At 60.0% G+C, this 18,855-nt stretch carries 15 protein-coding genes and 1 pseudogene; 12 read left to right on the forward strand and 4 right to left on the reverse strand.

Annotated elements, in window-relative coordinates; translation table 11 throughout:
- Positions 1 to 65: 65 nt before the first annotated feature.
- From ACUIAH_RS06830 to ACUIAH_RS06860, 7 genes are all read left to right on the forward strand, one after another.
- Positions 66 to 629 carry a GNAT family N-acetyltransferase gene (locus ACUIAH_RS06830; protein ID WP_445340788.1) on the forward strand — a complete coding sequence of 188 codons (564 nt, stop codon included), beginning with the start codon at positions 66 to 68 and terminating at the stop codon, positions 627 to 629.
- Positions 630 to 1,690: 1,061 nt separating this feature from the next.
- A complete protein-coding gene (locus tag ACUIAH_RS06835) occupies positions 1,691 to 2,599 on the forward strand; it encodes an ABC transporter ATP-binding protein (protein WP_445340789.1) in 909 nt (302 codons plus the stop codon).
- The gene (locus tag ACUIAH_RS06840; RefSeq protein WP_445340790.1) at positions 2,596 to 3,327 is read left to right on the forward strand and encodes an ABC transporter permease; all 732 of its coding nucleotides are present in this window, start codon (positions 2,596 to 2,598) and stop codon (positions 3,325 to 3,327) included. The genes ACUIAH_RS06835 and ACUIAH_RS06840 overlap by 4 nt, the downstream gene beginning before the upstream one ends.
- A gap of 248 nt (positions 3,328 to 3,575) precedes the next feature.
- Positions 3,576 to 4,139, forward strand: a complete 564-nt coding sequence (locus ACUIAH_RS06845) for a hypothetical protein (protein WP_306221451.1) — start codon at positions 3,576 to 3,578, stop codon at positions 4,137 to 4,139.
- Positions 4,140 to 4,188: 49 nt separating this feature from the next.
- Positions 4,189 to 5,406, forward strand: a complete 1,218-nt coding sequence (gene ftsY, locus ACUIAH_RS06850; protein ID WP_306221449.1) for a signal recognition particle-docking protein FtsY — start codon at positions 4,189 to 4,191, stop codon at positions 5,404 to 5,406.
- Between the two features lie 190 nt (positions 5,407 to 5,596).
- Entirely contained in the window at positions 5,597 to 6,862 is a 1,266-nt protein-coding gene (locus ACUIAH_RS06855) for an ammonium transporter (protein WP_101432993.1), read from the forward strand.
- A gap of 17 nt (positions 6,863 to 6,879) precedes the next feature.
- The gene (locus ACUIAH_RS06860; protein ID WP_306221447.1) at positions 6,880 to 7,218 is read left to right on the forward strand and encodes a P-II family nitrogen regulator; all 339 of its coding nucleotides are present in this window, start codon (positions 6,880 to 6,882) and stop codon (positions 7,216 to 7,218) included.
- Positions 7,219 to 7,310: 92 nt separating this feature from the next.
- Here the strand turns inward: ACUIAH_RS06860 and ACUIAH_RS06865 are convergent, their stop codons facing one another.
- On the reverse strand, positions 7,311 to 8,702 hold the full coding sequence (locus ACUIAH_RS06865) for an MATE family efflux transporter (protein ID WP_445341572.1): 1,392 nt from the start codon (positions 8,700 to 8,702) through the stop codon (positions 7,311 to 7,313).
- A gap of 417 nt (positions 8,703 to 9,119) precedes the next feature.
- Here ACUIAH_RS06865 and dnaB point away from each other — a divergent pair, with 417 nt between their 5' ends.
- The 4 genes and pseudogenes from dnaB to ACUIAH_RS06885 all read left to right on the forward strand — a co-directional run.
- Positions 9,120 to 10,460, forward strand: a complete 1,341-nt coding sequence (dnaB, locus tag ACUIAH_RS06870; RefSeq protein WP_045925168.1) for a replicative DNA helicase — start codon at positions 9,120 to 9,122, stop codon at positions 10,458 to 10,460.
- Positions 10,461 to 10,462: 2 nt separating this feature from the next.
- Positions 10,463 to 11,854 (forward strand): MurT ligase domain-containing protein, encoded by a 1,392-nt coding sequence (locus tag ACUIAH_RS06875; RefSeq protein ID WP_445340791.1) that lies wholly within the window; start codon positions 10,463 to 10,465, stop codon positions 11,852 to 11,854.
- Positions 11,855 to 11,880: 26 nt separating this feature from the next.
- Complete coding sequence (locus ACUIAH_RS06880; protein WP_445340792.1) at positions 11,881 to 12,681, forward strand: type 1 glutamine amidotransferase; 801 nt, start codon at positions 11,881 to 11,883, stop codon at positions 12,679 to 12,681.
- Between the two features lie 198 nt (positions 12,682 to 12,879).
- Positions 12,880 to 13,131, forward strand: a pseudogene (locus ACUIAH_RS06885) (phasin family protein); the annotation flags it as partial.
- A 537-nt stretch (positions 13,132 to 13,668) separates the two neighbouring features.
- Here the strand turns inward: ACUIAH_RS06885 and ACUIAH_RS06890 are convergent.
- Entirely contained in the window at positions 13,669 to 14,529 is an 861-nt protein-coding gene (locus ACUIAH_RS06890; RefSeq protein ID WP_445340793.1) for an aldo/keto reductase, read from the reverse strand.
- Positions 14,530 to 14,711: 182 nt separating this feature from the next.
- On the opposite strand from ACUIAH_RS06890, the gene ACUIAH_RS06895 reads away from it, so the two are divergent.
- Positions 14,712 to 15,794, forward strand: coding sequence for a glycerophosphodiester phosphodiesterase family protein (locus tag ACUIAH_RS06895; RefSeq protein ID WP_445340794.1), 1,083 nt, complete (start codon positions 14,712 to 14,714; stop codon positions 15,792 to 15,794).
- On the opposite strand, the gene ACUIAH_RS06900 is transcribed toward ACUIAH_RS06895, so the two are convergent.
- Together ACUIAH_RS06900 and upp are read right to left on the reverse strand one after the other, a co-directional pair.
- A complete protein-coding gene (locus ACUIAH_RS06900; protein WP_445340795.1) occupies positions 15,763 to 17,838 on the reverse strand; it encodes an FtsX-like permease family protein in 2,076 nt (691 codons plus the stop codon). The genes ACUIAH_RS06895 and ACUIAH_RS06900 overlap by 32 nt on opposite strands.
- Positions 17,839 to 18,130: 292 nt before the next feature.
- Positions 18,131 to 18,769: a uracil phosphoribosyltransferase gene (upp, locus tag ACUIAH_RS06905; protein ID WP_110413538.1), complete on the reverse strand. Its 639-nt coding sequence runs from the start codon at positions 18,767 to 18,769 to the stop codon at positions 18,131 to 18,133.
- Positions 18,770 to 18,855 lie beyond the last annotated feature (86 nt).

Genomic DNA, 18,855 nt, shown 5'->3' on the forward strand with positions numbered 1-18,855 from the left:
TGAATGCTGCTCAGGTAGGCTGAAACACAAAGTGGTGGCCAAGCACTCGACAGAGGAGGTGGACCATGAGAATCCGTCTGGTGAGGTTGGACCGGCCGGGGGCGGTGGATGCTGAAATGATCTGGGAATATCTGCAGGCCTGCCGTTCTCAGCCTCAGGACGAAGCGGCTGGTCTCGGCCCCTTGGAGGACTGCCACAGCCTGGATGAGGTTCGTCGGTTTGGTCTACCGGAGGTGGCTCGTCAGGCGCGTGGCGATGATCTGCCGCCGGGATTTGTGCCAGCTCTGCAGTTCGCCGCCCTGGACCCCAGCAGCAAACTGGTGGGGATGATTCAGCTGAGGTTGCAGCTTACACAGGCACTTCTGCGAGTGGGCGGCAACATCGGCTATTCAGTTCGTCCGGATTGTCGTCGGCAGGGCTATGCCGGGCTGATGCTGGATGACTGTTTGCGACGGGCGGCTGCTCTGGGCATGAGCAGGGTCCTGATTACTTGTTCCCCGTCGAATCTGGCCAGCCGCCGGACCATCCTCTCGCGTGGCGGGCAACTGGAGAATGTGCTCCCCAGCAGATCTGGTCAGCCAGTAGAACGGTATTGGATTGATTTGCCTGCGGAACGAACAGATCGGTAAACGCAATCTTGGATGCAAAAGCAGCTTTCATGTAATTGCTTCCTGGCTAGGTTCTCTGCAATGATTTTCTCCGGCTATGACGTATATGCGCATCCAGAACGCGAACTTATTTTAAGTTTATTTTGAGCGAATGCCGGTTAGTGTATATTTTGTTTTTATGCACATTCCGTGCATTATGTACGACGGTAAAGGAACCGCCATGAGACAAACAGCTTCGACACAGAAACCATCCGATAAGGCGCAAGTCATTGCTGTCAGGTTTTTTGCCCTGGCATTTATTCTCGCCCATGTTATATCGTTTGCCACCGGTTCACAGTTCTGGAGTTTATGCACATACCCAGCAGTTTGGCTAATGATGATTGTCTTCATGATGGTAAGAGACTGGCGGCGAAACGGTGAAGGCCAGCATCATTCGAGATAGCCAATACGCGAAAAGGGCGAAATAGTGGGTTCCGTCGATAACTTGCAGAGTTTCGCATCATCGCCGTCGTTGTTCGTTCGCGCGGTCTACTGTTGTCGGCGGTCAACCTCCCCACTGGTGAGCATGAGCCGGGGGAACAAGCATCGCACTTTTCTCAATATCCGCTTTTGCTGATACTGGTATGGCTTCTCTTACTAAAGTGCCGATTGGGAACAAAGTAGATGTACCCGTCCGCCCCTTGGTGGCCCGCTTGATAAATGGGAATATGCTGTTCCAGCTGCAGGTAAACCAGTAGTGGAATCAGTGTTTGTCAGTACGTGCTCTTGGACGCCATAATTTGTGGGACGGTGGCGGTTTTATGTCTGATCCAGCTTGTATTTTATTAGAAAATGCCTGAAATTCTGGGCTCATGGGTGAGGAAAGAATATGGATTAATAAGCTATCGTAGTTGAAGCAGATGGTCTCATGGAAAAGACCATCGGAGCCAAAATCACCATACTATGCTGGGCCGGAATTTGGACTGATTCTTTCCTCCACCTGCGCAGACTCAGCAAATTGAAATAGTCATGAATAGACAAGCAGCAATAGACGACACAACCCGCGCTTTACCACATCAGTATTGACGCTGAAAGGCTCTGGAATGGGCAATATCGAAGTAAGCGTATCGAACCTTACTGTTCGAATAAAGAACAAAACGATTCTCTCTCATCTTTCATTGGAGGTTGAAGAAGGGGCCTTCCATGGGGTCATCGGGCCAAATGGCGCTGGAAAGACAACCTTGTTCACCGTCTTGGAAGGACTGCAAAAACCGGTTGAGGGAACGGTCTCTGTTCTGGGCAAGACGCCCTATCCACGCAACTTGGCCCTGCTCCGCCAAATAGGCATCCAGCCTCAAAAGTCGTCCTTCTTCCCTAAAACGACGCTCCTTGAGCACCTTACCGCAGTGGCGGATATCTACCAGGTGCCCCGGTCGCGTGTGGACGATCTTATTGATGCATTGAAACTGGATCATGTGGCATCCAACAAGGTTGAATCATTATCCGGCGGCGAACAGCAGAGATTGGCTATCGCTACGGCCGTCGTCCATCATCCTCGGCTGCTCTTTCTAGATGAGCCCACTGCCGCCCTCGATCCGGAGTCACGCCATGATCTTGTGAGCTTGCTCAAATCGAATCAGCAATTGGCCGCCACGGTTCTTTATACGACGCACCATCTGGATGAGGCGGAGCGGTTGTGCAGCATGGTTTCGATCTTGGTGGATAAGCATATTCTCGTAACAGCCAGTCCCAGCAAGCTTATTGCGCAAGCAGAGATGGAATCGACCATTCTTCTTCCAAATGCCTTGGATCAAGCTGATCAAGTAGCCCATCTCGTGGGGGACGACTATGTAAAGGTCACGCCCGATGGTCTAACAGTACGCACCCGGGATACCGGAGTTACTTTCGCAAAATTGGTTGATTCGGGGATCAATACAAGCCAGGCGCAAGTCAAGGATGGGCGTCTGGAGGATGTCTACCTTCGCCTTCTCGAAAAGGAGAACGTCAAATGAGCAGCTTCAAAACTCTATTCAAATTGATGTTCCACTACGATATTCGTGACTGGTCCACCCTGGTTTTTACCTTTCTCTTTCCGATAGCTCTGTTATTGGCGCTGGTCCTGTCTTTTAAGAGCTACGTTCCTGGAGTTGATATTGCCAGTCAAATCAGCGCCAATGTCATTGCATTTGGCGCGGCCTATGTGGGTATTTTTGCGGGTGCTTCGCACCTTGCTCTCTGGCGTGAGAATGGCATGCTTCAGACGGTTCGCAATTTTCCTCTATCCTGGAATGTGATTATCCTCTCCCAGGCTGTTGTGGGTATCGTCGTCCTCCTGGCGCAGGCTGTAGTGCTTGTCATCTTGGGAATCATTATGGGAATGAGGCTGAAACCGACATTTTTGTCGGGATTGCTTCCCCTCGTTCTTGGCTATCTTTTGTTCTTTTTCCTGGGTGTCATTATCGCCATGATAATTTACTCCATCGCAGGGGTATCCATCCTTGCGAACATCATTATTCTGCCCCTTGGCTTCATCGGCGGAGCTATGATGCCGCTCAATATGCTACCGTCCTGGGTGCAGACCATTGCCCCGTATACGCCCCTATATCATATGAGGGAGGCCTTGTCGATGATGCTGATCGGATCGGGGACCTGGCCTCATGCCTGGCTCGGGATCCTATACCTGGCTGTGGGCTGCATTACCTTAGGACTTGTTTCCATATACGGTTTTCGCTGGAAATAATACTGCTGGCGGTTATGCACCGTTACCGCCATTGCAAGGGACTTGTCGATTTTTGAATGTCTTGATTTCTTGAATGGTAATTGCAGACCTGGCAGAGCGTGATTCCCGCAGAAGCGTTACTTCTCACTTGCAGCCGCCTCGCGTATAAGAAAGATACTGAGCATCCGCTGACCCATCAGTGTGAAAGAGACCGATAGATTCCTCGTGTCTTAGCGCGTCTGCGGCGTTCTTCTGAGAGAATGGCGTATATGGTCTGGCTGATTGTCCTGATATGGGTGCTGGTGGTGGCGGCATTCATCGTATTCGTCATGCGTCTGGCGCTTGGCGAGTCCCAGGACCGTGCTTTCTCCCAGTCTCTGAATGAGCGTGTGCACAGGGCCGCCCGCCGTCAGCAGGAGCGAGAGAATCAGTTGCCACGTGTAGCAGGGGGGCATCTGTCTTTCGCCCCTGGATCGGGCGAGGATGCATCAACCGCTGAAGATTCCGAACATCCCTATCCGGTCTATGTCAATTCCTCCTCCGTGGTGGAAGTTCGAGGCATGCTGGCCTCCGATTCCACGGACGAAATAAATCTGCCCCCGCCACCGAGCAGCGATTCCGCATCGTCGGTCAGCCCGAGACAACAGAAGAATGCCGCGCAGTTGGCTTCTACGGCCTCTGGGCCTCCAGCTCCCAGGAACTCCACCCTGCGATCACCCAGCCCTGAGCCTTCGCGTTCGCAGCGACGGGAGCCTCAGTCCACCACCTCCGACGTCATGCCAGCAGTCAAGAGCGGTTCGCAGGCGGGAACGAGCTATCCAAGCGGAAAGTGATCGTTGGTGGTGACCGTCTGTGTCCCTTTTCGCCTTTAGGCTGGTACCTATGACAACACAGCAGCTCCTTATTCTTATCGCGGTGCTGATCGTCCTGGTGCTGGCCGTGGTCGGCATTCTGGTGGCGGTCCGTAAACGCCGGTCCCAGGGGGATTCCACTCGCTCCGACAGGGTGCAAGAGTCTGATGCCTCCCCAGCGGATTCGCATGCATCGGGTGCTTCTCCCGATCTGGACGCTTCTACGGGTTCCGGCTCAGTCGATTCAAAGGAGTCCAGTCAGCCGTCCTCGGTTGAGCAAGCGGCATCGTCGGCGCAGGAGGAGCTGGCTCATCCGGAGGCCTCTGCATCCCGTATGACCAGACTCAAGGCCAGGCTGGCCAAGAGCCCCAACCCCTTTGGCAAGGCCCTCTTTGCCATTCTGACCAAGGATCATCTGAGCGAGTCCGACTGGGAGGATGTGGAAGACACCCTGCTCATGGCGGATGTGGGTGCCGAGGCCAGCGAACAGCTGGTGAAGCAATTGCGTGACGATGCTCGGATCACAGGGCAGAAGGACCCCGCAGCCGTGCGTCGTGGCCTTCGTCAGCGCCTGATCGATCTGGTCGACCCCGATATGGATCGGACTCTGGCGGCTGCCCGTCCTCAGGCCAACAGGCCGTCGGTCATCATCATGGTGGGCGTCAACGGCACAGGCAAGACCACCACGGCGGGCAAGCTGGCCAGGCTGTTCGTGGCCGATGGCAAGTCAGTGGTCATGGGTGCCGCCGATACCTTCCGTGCCGCCGCCGCTGACCAGCTTGAAACCTGGGGCGGCAAGGTGGGTGTGCCCGTGGTCCGCAGCGACCGTGACGGTGCAGATCCGGCCTCGGTGGCTTTTGAAGCCGCGGAACGGGCCAAAAATGATCAGGCAGATGTCCTCATTGTGGACACAGCCGGGCGCCTGCAGAACAAGGCCAATCTGATGGACCAACTGGGCAAGATCCGGCGGGTGATCGAGAAGAACCTGCCTGTGGACGAGGTTCTGCTGGTTCTGGATGCCACTACCGGGCAGAACGGGATGATCCAGGCCAAGGTCTTCGCCCAGGCCATCGGGATCACAGGCATTGTCCTGACTAAGCTGGACGGCTCGGCCAAGGGCGGCATTGTCATATCTGTCCAGCGGGAGCTGGGCGTGCCCGTCAAGCTGGTCGGGCTGGGCGAGGGGCCCGACGATCTGGCCGTTTTCGATCCCGAGTCCTTTGTCGACGGCATCCTGGGAGACGAGTAGTCCAGCCGGCCGGTTGGTCATACGGTGGTCATCCAATAGTCACCCGCAGGTAATGCGGCGGTGACCTGACCGTCATCCTCTTCCTGTTTGATGAATCGGGAAGTGGAAGAGAATCTGACGTAGGCTGTCCGGAGGAAAGTCCTCTTTATTGGGGACTGCCCGCCCGGATGGGGAAAAGAGAGGTGTAGGCATGGATTCTGGAAATGCTGCCTGGATGCTGGTAGCGGCATCCATGGTTTTCCTAATGACTCCGGCGGTGGCTTTCTTCTATGGGGGTATGGTCCGAGCCAAGGCCGTGCTCAACATGATGATGATGTCCACGCTGGCCATTGCCGTGACCGGGGTTATCTGGGCCTTCTGGGGATGGTCGATTTCCTTTGCAGGCAAGGACATCGGAGGCGTCTTCGGCGACCCCATCACCGGTTTCCTGCTCAAGGACACGGTCACGGCCAAGGACGGGGTCTTCACCTCGCTTGATTCCGCGAACGCCGCTTACCCGCATACGGTGGACATTGCCTTCCAGGCCGCCTTCGCCATGATCTGCGTGGCCCTGATCTCGGGAGCCTTGGCAGAGCGAGTCAGAATCAGCACCTGGATGATTTTCGTGGCCCTCTGGGTCACCTTGGATTACGCGCCCATGGCCCACATGGTATGGAATCACGGACTGCTGGCTGCCGATGGGCCCATCTCCAACGCCATCGGAGCCCAGGCGCACGACTTCGCAGGCGGTACGGTCATCCACATCAACGCGGCAGTAGCAGCCCTGGTCATTGTGCTCATCATCGGCAGGCGCATCGGCTTCCCCAAGGAGTCCATACGCCCCCACAATGTGCCGATGGTCATGCTGGGCGCCTTCCTGCTCTGGTTCGGATGGTTCGGCTTCAATGCCGGGTCTGCCTTCGCCGCCAATGGCACTGCCGGATATGCCTGGGTTTCCACGACCATAGCCGCCAGCGGCGCCACCCTAGGCTGGCTCTTTACTGAACGGGTCCGCACCGGGCATTACACCGCCATGGGTGCTGCATCCGGCATGGTCGCCGGCCTGGTGGCCATCACGCCGGCGGCCGACGTGGTCTCCCCGCTCTGGGCCATGGTCATCGGCCTCTTGGCTGGTTTCGTCTGCTGCCTGGCCTGCGGGCTCAAGTTCCGTTTCGCCTATGACGACTCCTTGGATGTGGTGGGCATCCACGGTGTGGGTGGTTTATTGGGCACTCTGCTGATAGGCTTCTTTGGTACCGGCACGGGCTTCCTGGCCGGCGGCAATTTCCGGCAGCTGCTGGTTCAGTTCCTGGTGGCGCTGATTGCGATCATCTACGCAGCTGCAGTAACCGGTGTGATCGCCTTTGCGCTGGAAAAGACCATTGGTTGGCGAGTCAGCAAGGATCAGGAGGTCATCGGCGTCGATCAGAGCGATCAGGGTGAAAGCGCCTACGACTTCGGGTCCATTCTGAACTGATCAGAAAGGAAGGCAGCATGAAACTCATTACCGCCATCATTCAGCCCGGGCGGCTGGATCAGATTAAGCAGGCCCTGACCGAGGTCGGCGTGCACGGCATGACCGTCTCGACAGCCCAGGGCTATGGCCGGCAGGGCGGCCATAAGGAGGTCTACCGGGGCAGCACTGTCAAGGTGGACCTGGTTCCCAAAGTGCGCCTGGAGGTACTGACCGAGGATCGCCGTGTTGACGAGCTGGTCGACACCATCGTCCAGGCTGCCGCCACCAACACCGTGGGCGACGGCAAGGTCTGGGTGCAGACCCTGGACTCGGTGGTCAGGGTCCGTACCGGGGAGACCGGCGTCGACGCCATCTGAGGCAGCCGCCTGCTGACCAGTTTCGGCAGGATCCCGTAGCTGTGGCCAATTTCATGGTCGAGCGGTCGGGGTCCTGCTTTTTCTATGGCTCTTCAGGCTTTGCTGGCCTGGCCAATGGTCCCCATCCAGACATCCGTGCGCGTTCTCAAGCCGTTGCAGATGGCCCTGACGCCAATGAAGAGGACATTGAGGACGGCCCAGAGCATGGCTATCCGCCAGGTGGGCGTCCAGTTCATGGCCAGAGCCGTCATGCCCAGCAGCCCGATCAGGTAGATCACAGCCGTCAGGGAGCAGGTGGCCGCCAGGTAGCGATAGTCCCCGGCACCTATCAGGATTCCGTCCAGGGCCCACATCCATCCGGCGACGGGCATGAAGACTCCCTGGACGATCATGCCCACGGTGATCAGCGCTCTGATGGCCGGCGTGGGGCTGAACAGGGGGGCGGCGAAGAGGCCCAAGGCGATCATGACCAGTCCGACCAGCACTCCCATGGCCATGCCTGCCCTGGCTGACAGGTCGGTCATGACCCGTGCCCGCGACCGCTGTCCGGCGCCCAGTTCGGTGGCTACCAGTGACTGGCCGGCGATGCCCACGGCATCCAGCATGTTCAGTCCGAAGTTCCAGGCCGAGTTGACCCCCTGGTAGGCCGCCAGCACCTGCTCGCCAAGGTGGGCCGCAGCCACCACGGTCATAAAGAGGCAGACCCGCAGGGCCAGGGTCCGCAGGAAGAGCGGGAAGCCGTCGCCCATGCTGGCCGCCATGCCTGAGAGCCGGGGCCGCAGCTGGGCGCCTTCCCGACGGGCCCAGACCAGGGCGGGGATGGTCAGGAAGAGCCCCATGGCCCACTCGGCGATCAGGGTGGCCAGGCCCGAGCCCAGAATGTCCATGTGCAGGCCGAAGACCAGAAGGATCTCCAGGGCGGTATTGAGGATGGCGCCCGACACGGCGGCCACCAGGGTGATCTTTACCTTTTGCAATCCACGGAAGATGCCGTTGGCCGCGTAGACCAGGAGCATGGCCGGAAGGCCGAAGACCAGGGCATTCAGATAGGTCTGCGCCGCCTGCAAGACCGGCCCGCGGGCTCCCATCAGGCTGCAGATGGGCCGGCTCAAAGCCAGGAGAACAGCACAGACGACCAGGCCGATGACGAAGGCCAGCCACATGCCGTCCACGCCGGCTTGCATGCCCTCGCGGCGGCGGCCGGCACCCATGAGCCGGGCCACCTGGGAGGTGGTCCCGTAGGCCAGAAAGATGCACAGGCCCACGGTGGTCAGCACCACAGTGGATCCGATGGAGAGCCCGGCCAGGGCCGAGTCGCTGATGTGGCCCACGATGGCGGTGTCGATCATGACGAAGAGCGGGGAGGCGATCAGCTGGCCGAAGGTGGGTATGGCCAGTCCGGCAATGGTCCGGTAGGTCGCCCGCCGTTCTTCCGGCGTGATTGATCCGGTCTTGGTTTCGGGGATGTTCCTGTGGCTGCGCATGGACGCCATGCTAATGCTCTGGACTGAAGACACAACCCCTGAAAGCCAGTCCGTGGACGCCCTGCCGGCAGATGACGTATCACCAAACAGCCCTGAGTGCAAGCTGGATTGATGATGTGGAAGACTGTCCCCAAGTTTTGCACAGAGTTATACCCATGAGGTGGATAAGTTGCGCACATGTCCTCTAGGACACGCCTTGAATGTGGATAACTTATTTTTCTGTACACATGCAGGAGCGACTCTATGCTGCATCCAGAGAGCTTGGCGCTTCCTGGTGAATGCCTTGGGTGAAATCCATCTCTCAGAGCTGTCAAGGACGGCCCTCTTCGTAGAATCGTGGCTATGGCTTCCGACGATTACACCGACTACACCCACCCCGAACAGCGCCCCACCGAACATGCCCAGACCGGCCGCGACATGCTCTTTGACCGGGTGCCCCCGCATGACGACGATGCGGAGATGGCCGTCCTGGGCGGCATGCTCATGAGCAAGGATGCCATCGGCGAGGTCAGCCAGATGATCGACATATCCGACTTCTATCAGCCCAAGCATCAGACCATCTATGAGGCCATCGTCACCCTCTTCTCGGCCTCCCAGCCGGTGGATGCGGTCCTGGTGGCCAACGAGCTGCTCAAGTCCGGGGACCTGGAGAAGGTGGGGGGCACCGACTATCTGCACTCCCTGGTGGCCTCGGTCCCTACAGCCGCCAACGCCACCTACTATGCGGAAATCGTCCACCAGCGGGCCATCCTGCGCAATGTGATCGCGGCCGGCACCAAGATCGCCCAGCTGGGCTACTCGGCCGAGGGCTCCCAGGCGGAGGACATCGTCAACCTGGCCCAGGCCGAGGTCTACGAGATGAGCGTGGGCAGGGTCCGCCAGGATTACGAGGCCATCGGGCCGGTCGTCCACGACACCCTGGACCAGCTGGACAAGCTGCAGAACGGGGACATGGAGCGGGGCGTGCCCACCGGTTTCAAGAGCATCGACGACGTGACCCAGGGCCTGCAGCCCGGACAGATGATCGTGGTGGCCGGCCGCCCCGCCATGGGCAAGTCCACCCTGGGCATCGACTTCGCCCGTGCTGCGGCCCTCCACAACAACATGACCACAGTGGTCTTCTCCCTGGAGATGAGCAAGAACGAGCTGGCCCAGCGCATCATCTCGGCCGAGACCGACATCCCCCTGGTCGCCCTGCGCCGGGCGGACGACATCACCCCTGAGCGTTGGAACACCCTGAACACCTTCTGGAGCAGACTCCAGGACGCCCCGCTCTTCCTGGACGATTCGCCCAACATGAGCCTGATGGAGATCCGCGCCAAATGCCGTCGCCTCAAGCAGACCAACGACCTGAAGCTGGTGGTCATCGACTACCTGCAGCTGATGACCTCGGGCAAGCGGGTCGAATCCCGCCAGCAGGAGGTCTCCGACTTCTCGCGCGCCCTGAAGCTGCTGGCCAAGGAGCTGGAGGTCCCGGTGGTGGCGCTGAGCCAGCTCAACCGTGGTCCCGAGATGCGCAACGACAAGAAGCCCATGCTCTCCGACCTGCGTGAATCGGGATCCATTGAGCAGGATGCCGACGTGGTCTTCCTGGTCCACCGGCCGGACTTCTACAACAAGGAGGACCGCCCGGGGGAGGCCGACATCATTCTGGCCAAGCACCGCAACGGCCCCACCGACACCTTCAAGCTGGCCTTCCTGGGCGAGAAGTCCAAGTTCAAGGACATGCCCCAGGACTACCAGCAGGGAGGGGTCTGATCATGCGGTCCAAGACTTCCAAGGCGCAGCCTGCCGATCAGCCCGGTCGTCCCCGTCGGCCTTGGCGCTCGCTCCTGGCCCTTCTGGTCGGCAAGGCGGTGCGCCACGTTTCGCGTCTGTCCCATCACGGCGGTTCGGCCCTGCCTGGCAAGGTGGTGGAGCGGATCGACCCGGGCTTCCTGGCCAGGACACTGTCGGGGCTGCCTCGCGGGGTGGTTCTGGTCTCGGGGACCAACGGCAAGACCACCACTACCCGAATGGTCGCCTCCATGCTGGAATCCCTGGGCCTCAAGGTCTTCACCAATCCGACCGGGTCCAACTTCACCCGTGGCGTGGTCTCGGCCTTGGTTTCCACTCTGGGGCTCTCCGGCCGTCTGCACGCCGATATTGCCGTCCTGGAGCTGGACGAGGCCTATGCGGTCCACTTTGTGCGGCAGGTCAAGCCCCGCTACGCCCTCCTGCTCAATGTCATGCGTGACCAGCTGGACCGGTTCGGGGAAATCGATACTACTGCCCGGCTGCTGGGTCAGGTGGCCCAGGCCACCACGGGCACGGTGGTCCTCAACCGGGAGGATCCGCGCATCGCCAGCCTGGCTGCTCAGACGCCGGCCCGGACCGGTGTGGCCTACTTCGGCCTGTCGGACGATCTGCTGAGCTATTTCCCCACCGATGACGACATGCATGCCTCGGATCAGGATGCTGATGGTGCCGGTGCGGCCAGCACTTCCCGCCCGGTTCGCCCCGGTCACCGGCTGCCAGCCGAGGTTACGCTGGAAAGGGTCATGGACCACAGGGCCGCCTTCCGCCTGGACGGTCGGCTCCTGGAGACCGATCTGCGTCTGGAGGGCGTCTACAACCTCTACAATGCGGCCGCTGCGCTGGCGCTGGTGAGGGTCGTTCTGGAGGACAGGGAGCCTGATGATGCGGCGCTCATGGACGCCCTGTCCAAGGTGACGCCCGCCTTCGGCCGCGGGGAGGTCATCACCTACCGGGGCGCGCCGGTTGAGCTGGTCCTGGTCAAGAACCCCATGGGCTTCCGCCTGGCCCTGTCCTCCTTCAACCCTGCCGGACAGGACACCATGATCGCCATCCGCGACGAGTATGCGGACGGGCGTGACATGAGCTGGCTCTGGGATGTGGACTTCACCTCGCTCAGGGATACCGGCGTGGCCATGGTCTCCGGCACCCGGGCCTATGACATGGCCCTGCGCCTGGCCTATGACCAGGTGCCCACGGAGGCGATCGAGACCGATCTGGATCGGGCGCTGACAGCATTCCTTGAGGTGCATCCCGGCCGACCCAAGCGAATCTACTGCACTTACACATCTATGCTCCGGCTCCGGTCCGCCCTCGGCAGGATCACGAGCGTTGACGATGCCGGGGTGGGCGCATGAGCGAGCGAACCAAAAGGAGCGCAGGAATGCGGCAGACACAGGATAAGGCCAAGGCTGTGGGAGACCATCCGCCGCTGCAGATCCTCTCCCTCTACCACCGTGACATGAACATCTACGGGGATTCTGGGAACATACTCAGCGTGACCCGCAGGGCTGAGCTGTACGGGTTCCGCCCCATGGTCCGCTATTACGATCCCGGTGATGCCTGGCCCGAGCGGATCGATATGATTCTGGGCGGCGGCGGCCAGGACCATGGCCAGGAACGGATCATCGACGACCTGAGGAAGCGGGGCGGGGATCTGCGTGATCTGGCTGACCAGGATGTGCCTATGCTGATGATCTGCGGGCTCTATCAGCTCTTCGGCCATTATTTCGAGACCTCCGACCATGAGCGCCTGGAGGGGGTCGGCATCCTTGACGTGCACACCATCGCCCAGCCCGAGCGGATGATCGGCAACCTGGTGGAGCAGGCAGAGGACTTCGGCAGAGTGGTTGGCTACGAGAACCACTCGGGCCTGACCTATCTGGGGGAGGGGGCCCATCCCCTGGGCATGGTGACCGAGGATGGCCGCGGCAACAACGGCAAGGACCACACGGAGGGGGCCCGATGGAAGAAGGTCATCGGCACCTACATGCATGGGTCGCTGCTGCCGAAGAACCCGGCCATCACGGACTTCCTTATCAAGGGTGCGGCCGAAAGGCGGTACGGCCAGGGCACGTTCGCCCAGATGCAGGAAGCCATGGACCAGAAGAGTCGGAGCGAGCTGGAGCGTCTGGTCTCCCTGGCCGATCAGGCCAGCCGAATTGCCGCATCAAGGCCACGGTGATAGGAGCCTGCGATTCCTGTCGTTAGCCTCTGCAGGACGCAGACTGTCCTTCCGGCCATGGTGTTGCATCGGTTCGGCCTGGAATATCCGGTTAGACTGTAATGGCAGATGGCTGCTTGCCTCTCGGCGGTGAAAAGGGGTGCAGCCGTTCGAATAAGCCCGGTACTTCAAGGGCATATGAATGCTGGGAGGCATGTCATGGCGGATTTGCATATCGGTGATGGATTGCACAAGGTGTTTTTGGCTGGCATCGGTGCACTGGCCACAGGCGTGGAGAAGGGCCAGGAGATCGTTGATGGCTTGGTCAAGAAGGGCGAGCTGACGGTCGAACAGGGGAAGATCTTCAATACGGAGCTCAGGCGCAACAGGCAGAAGCGACCTGCCCCGGCCGAAGATGGGCCACGGCCGGCTGCCCCTGCTCCGGCCCCCAGCGCCGCGCCCCGACCTGCCGCTCCGGCACCGACTCCGGCGATCGACGTGCCCCGTCCTGAGGTTCATGTCGCTCCAGCTGCCCCTCTCCGTCATGACCAGAATCCCATGGCGCCGATGCCAAATCGACGGAACGGGTCCATCCCCATCATCTCCACTGATCCCATCGCAGGTCAACAGGGTTGATAAAAGTCAGCAGCCGTCAGTTCCAATCGTCGGCACGGACGTAGCAGGATTCGTTGTATGACTGAGTGATCCGCATCGACAAGCGGTTCGGCACCATCGCGGCCTCGGGATTCACACTTGTCAAGGTGAGGCAGGTTCTCTGCCCGTGCTTGGAGATTCTTCCCAAGGCTTTCTGCCGCGAGTTGTCCAAGCTGCATGCCGATGTGGATTCCACTCCCTAAGCCGTGGTGACCGGTATCCTGGCAGTCGGGTAAGTTCATCCGCTCGGCCAGATCTTCTCTTTGATTGACTCTGTGCCTCCTTGGATTAGTCTCCTCGATGCAGGTGCATCGGGCCCTCAAGGGTCGGCAGCGCGGCGGCGTGGCGGCTGAATCAGTTGCCGAAGTTTTCGACCACGGCAGGATCTTCGTGGTTCATGAAGGCGGATTTGCCGGTGTCCATGGACCGCAACCGGTCCATCTCCTGGTCGCTGAGCTGGAAGTCCCAGATGGCGAGGTTCTCGCGCATGCGCTCGCGGTGGGTGGTCTTGGGGATGACGATGACCCCGTCCTGAACCAGGAAGCGCAGGGCTACCTGGGCAGCGGTCCGGCCGTGAGCCTGCCCGATCTCGGTCAATGTCGGGTTGGTGAACATCCCCTGGCGTCCCTCGGCGAAAGGTCCCCAGGATTCGATCCGGGTGCCGTACTTGTCCATGTAGGTGCGTTCCTGGGGGCGCTGGTGGAAGACGTGGGTCTCCAGCTGGTTGACGGCAGGGACGATTCTGTTGAACTTGACCAGGTCCACATAGCGGTCGGCGTAGAAGTTCGAGACGCCGATGGCCCGCAGGACACCCTGGTCGTAGAGGTCCTCAAGGGCGTGCCAGGCTGCGTAGTAGTCGTTGAAGGGCTGGTGAAGGAGGACCAGGTCCAGGTGGTCAGTGCCCAGCTTCTTCATGGACTCCTCGACTGAGGCCTTGGTCTTGTCGTATCCGTAGTTGGTGATCCAGACCTTGGTGGTCAGGAAGACCTGGTCGCGGTCGAGGCCGCTCTGGGCCAGGGCATCTCCGACGGCCTGCTCATTTCCATAGGCCTGAGCCGTGTCGATGGCCCGGTACCCGGTCTCCAGGGCGTCCAGAACCGAGCGGCGGCACTCGTCCAGGTCGGCGATCTGGTAGACCCCGAAGCCTTCCATAGGCATGAGGACGCCGTTGTTGAGCTTAACGGACGGGACGGAGGCGGATAAATCATCCTGCATGGTATTGCGCTTCTTTCTTGGCAGATTGCTCGACGGAGTTGGCTAAAGGCGGGGCATGCCTCTCTGATCTGCTTGTTCAAGGATAGGGCCTTCAAGCAGCTTGAAGTCAAGCTCGGCAAAGCGCGTCCAGCCTCCTGCGATGCTAGCGTGGGTAGTGAAGTAGCTGATGGCTGGAGGCGATGATGGGGTCCAAAGCACGATTGGCCGGCAAGGTCGCACTGGGTCTGGGATTCGGTGTTTTGGGAGGCTGGTGCTGGGCCCTGGCCCCTGGCCTTTCAGTGGTTGCAGGCCGGAGAAAGCCCGTCGGTCTGTCCTTGCATCCCTACGCCCATAGGGGCCTGCACGACGCTGGCTCGGGGATGGAGACGACCAATCCCAACCCTGGTCAGACCGCCTACCTGCACCGTATCCATGACTGCCTGAAGATTGAATCCGATCGTCCCTCAGGCAGGCACGCCTCGGCCCAAGCCAAGTCCCCTCGGGTAGTGGCGCCTGAAAATTCTCTGGCTGCCTTCGAGGCGGCCTGCAGGGCCGGCTACGGGATTGAGCTGGATGTTCATCTCAGCCGGGATGGCCAGGTGGTGGTCATCCACGATGGAGACCTGCAGCGGATGGCTGGCGTCAACCGGGCAGTGGCGGACCTGACCTATGAGCAGCTGCAGAGGATTCCCCTGTGCCCAAGCCCTGCCCAGGCTCTTGAGTCCGGGGAAGGAACTCCTGGCTCTGCCGACCACGATGGCGGTCCCGAAACGGAGGGCGGGGACGGGGGCCTCAACGATCCCGACGCGCAGCATGTGCCTCTGCTGTCCGAGGTGCTCGCTCTGGTGGATGGCCGGGTGCCCTTGGTCGTCGAGATCAAGATGGACAGGGGCTTGGATCGGGAGCTCATGCGTCGGACCGATGCCCTCCTGTCCAGGTACCAGGGCCCCTATGTAATTGAGTCCTTCAACGTCCTGGCCCTTGCCTGGTATCGGGTTCACAACCCAGGCGTCACCAGGGGGCAACTGGTCGCCCCCTATCATGGCCGGGTAGATTCGCGCTCCTCGGCCCTGCGCTGGATGGCCGGGTCCCTCCTCTTCAACTGGCTGGGGCGGCCGGATTTCGTGGCCTGCGAGTGGCACAGCGGGCACTCACTGCCCATGCGTCTCTATCGGTTCCTAGGTGGAACGCCCATTGCCTGGACCGTCCGCTCCGAGCATGCGCAGGAGGAGGCCAGTCCGGACTTTGATGGGATTATCTTCGAGTCGTATCTGCCTGAGAGCTGAACCAGCTATACAGGCCTGAGGCCGCAGCGGCCAGGCCTATGGCCCAGAGGGCCATGATCAGGAAGTAGCCGTAGGGGAGGGGCACGACGCTCATGTCCACCTGGCCGGACAACTGATGGAAGATGACGGCCAGCACCCCCGCCATGGCCAGGGCTGAAAGCAGGGTGGCCGAAAGAGCATCGATTACTGACTCCCAAATCGAGGAGCAGACCAATGTTCCACGTGAAACACCGGCAGCCTGCATCCTTCGGTTCTCCTGGCGGCGCTCATTGACTGCGATGGCGCATGCCTGGATCAGGAAGATGGCCGTCAGGACGATGGCCCCGTTCACCATCTGGGGCATGGCCCGCTGTACCTCCTGTGACCTTTGGATGTCGGAACGAATGTACTCTTTCTTGGTGCAGGCCTTGATGCCTTTCCTGTACCATGAAGCATTGAGCTTATTGATCAGATCGTCTGTGCGAATTTCGGGGGCGGTCCTGGCCAGGGTGGTCGATCTGCTGTTGTCGGGCGCCAGTTGCGACAGGTCGGCATCCGTCATCAGGTATTGGCCCATCTGCCCTGTCGGGGTCATGTCGACTACGGCGGTGATGGTCAGCGTATGGCCTTTGTCGTACCTGTCGATCAGAGTCAGCTTGCGTCCGATGGGGTTTTTCTCCTGAGCGCGGCCACTGGCAATAACGGCGATCTTGCCCGGCCCCAGGTCAGCAGCGGAGCCCTCGATGAAGATTGGGCTAATGGTATTGACGCTCTTGCCTGCTTTGTTGACATGCATAGCCATGACGGAGGGTTCGCCATTGCCGCCGGTATCTTCCTTGTCTGCAGTTTTCCAGGATCCCTCGCTATAGGTGACGGCGGATTCGATGTCTGCAGTGGACCGAAGCTGGCGATCCAGGTCTCTTGGATCATTGCTCTCTGCAGTGATCATGGTTTCGGCAGCGACCGGTTTATACCGGCTTATGGCTTCTTGCGCCCAGCTGGACCGTCCTAGGGCTATTATTCCGGTCACGATGACCAGCATCAGTATGATCGGCACTGCGACGGCGGTGGAGCTCCGATTTTCTTTCCGCGCCCTTTGCCGCGCCAGGAGACCTGCACCTCGGAAAGCCAGTTGGAAGGGGATGCCGATCAGGTTGGCGCACGCCGGAACCAGGACAGGAGCCAGGGCACCGATGATGACCAGCAGACAGCCGGTCGTGGCCAGGATCTGGATTTCAATGTCCATGCCGTTGAAGCGGTGATAGACCATGGCCAGTCCTCCAGCCAGGCCGGCCAGGGCGATTATCAGGCGAAGAGGGCCGATTGACTTGGTCCCCGACCGATTTTCTGAGTCCTGCAAAGCCTCGATGGGAGAGATGGCGGTAATCCTTCTGGCGGCGAACCAGGTTCCTAAGAGGCCTGCCAGGAGTATCCCAACGAAGGCGAAGACGATTCCCATAGGGTGGGGATGTGCGGTCATTTCCAAGGCTTCAAGACCTGAGTTGATCAGAGACTTGGCGAATGCGGGCACCAGCAGGCATCCCGCCGAACTGCCTATGAGGGCGGCCAAACCTACCGGAATCATGAATTCCAACAGGGAGATGAGCCTCACCGTGTGGGGAGAGGCGCCCGAAAGCCGCATCATGGCATATTCGCGACGACGGCGCTCGATCAGGAACCCCACAGAAGTGATGACCAGGAAGATGGAGACGAACCCGCATATGCAGGCGTACATTATGGATATCAGTGAAGCGCCGTCTTGTAAGGACAGGGTCATAGCGCGGTCGTAGGAATTCATTGCGCGAGTATCCGGCATCCCGTCGCCCTTCCGAGCGGCAATGGCTACCTGGGCCCAGGCGCTGGTAAGGACTGAAGCGGCCATGACTGCCAGGACCATGACCGTGTAGGAGGACCGATGCTCATGCAGAAAGGATCGCACCAGGGAGGCCAGGCCAGGAGTGCGTGCCTTGGTTCGACCTACGGTGTGCGAGCCACCCCCACCCATCGGTCCTGAGGCCCCAGTTCCTGCCAGCGATCTACCTAGGGAAAGGGACTTGCCCTCCATGGTGTGCTCCTTTCTCGCCCTTGAATGCTGCTGCTGTTCTTATTGCAACACCGGGAGATAGCCCGCTCAGGGTGTTTTCAGGGTCAGACCAGGGGAGAACCAGGGTGGCAATGAGTGATTGTGTGCTTGGCATAGGGTACGAGATGGCAGGAAGAGCACGGACAAAATGACCACTTTGCCGAGTGTCATCAGCAAAGTCTGCCACAGAAAGTGATTGAAAAAAAGGATCCGAACTATGCAAAGTTCGAATCCTCGGAAGATTTGGGGTCTGTGCCCCTGTCAATTTATTGGCTCAGTCGATGACGCCGTAAAGGCGGTCGCCGGCATCGCCCAGGCCTGGCACGATGTAGGCGTGCTCGTTCAGTTTCTGATCGACTGCGCAGACCACCACCTTGAGGTTGATGGAGGGGTCCATCTCCTCCTTGAGGCGGTTCAGGCCCTCGGGAGCGGCCAGGATGTTGATGGAGGTCACGTCCTTGGCGCCGCGCTCGGCCAGGTAGTTGGTGGCGGCGATCAGGGTTCCACCGGTGGCCAGCATGGGATCCAGCAGGAAGCACTGACGTCCAGAGAGGTCCTCCGGCAGGCGGTTGGCGTAGGTGATGATGTCCAGGGTGTTCTCGTCGCGCTTGAGACCAAGGAATCCGACCTCGGCCGTGGGCAGCAGCCGGGTCATGCCGTCAAGCATGCCCAGTCCGGCGCGCAGGATGGGGACCACCATGGGACGCGGGGAGCAGAGCTTCTTGCCCACCATGGGAGCGACCGGGGTCTCGATGGGGTGATCCTCGATGTCCAGATTGCGGGTGGCCTCGTAAGCCTCAAGCATGACCAGTTCGCTGATCAGCTCGCGGAAGGTGTTGGAAGGGGTGTTTTTGTCCCGCAGTACGGTCAGCTTGTGCTCGATCAGCGGGTGTTCCAGTACGTGAAGTTCCATACCTCTCAGCGTAGCTCAGCGGGTCGGCTTCTGGTAGCGACCGGCAAGCCATGCTGCCTTCGATTTGGGAATGGAAATGAAAACGC

The organism is Bifidobacterium sp. ESL0820 (genome assembly GCF_052606235.1).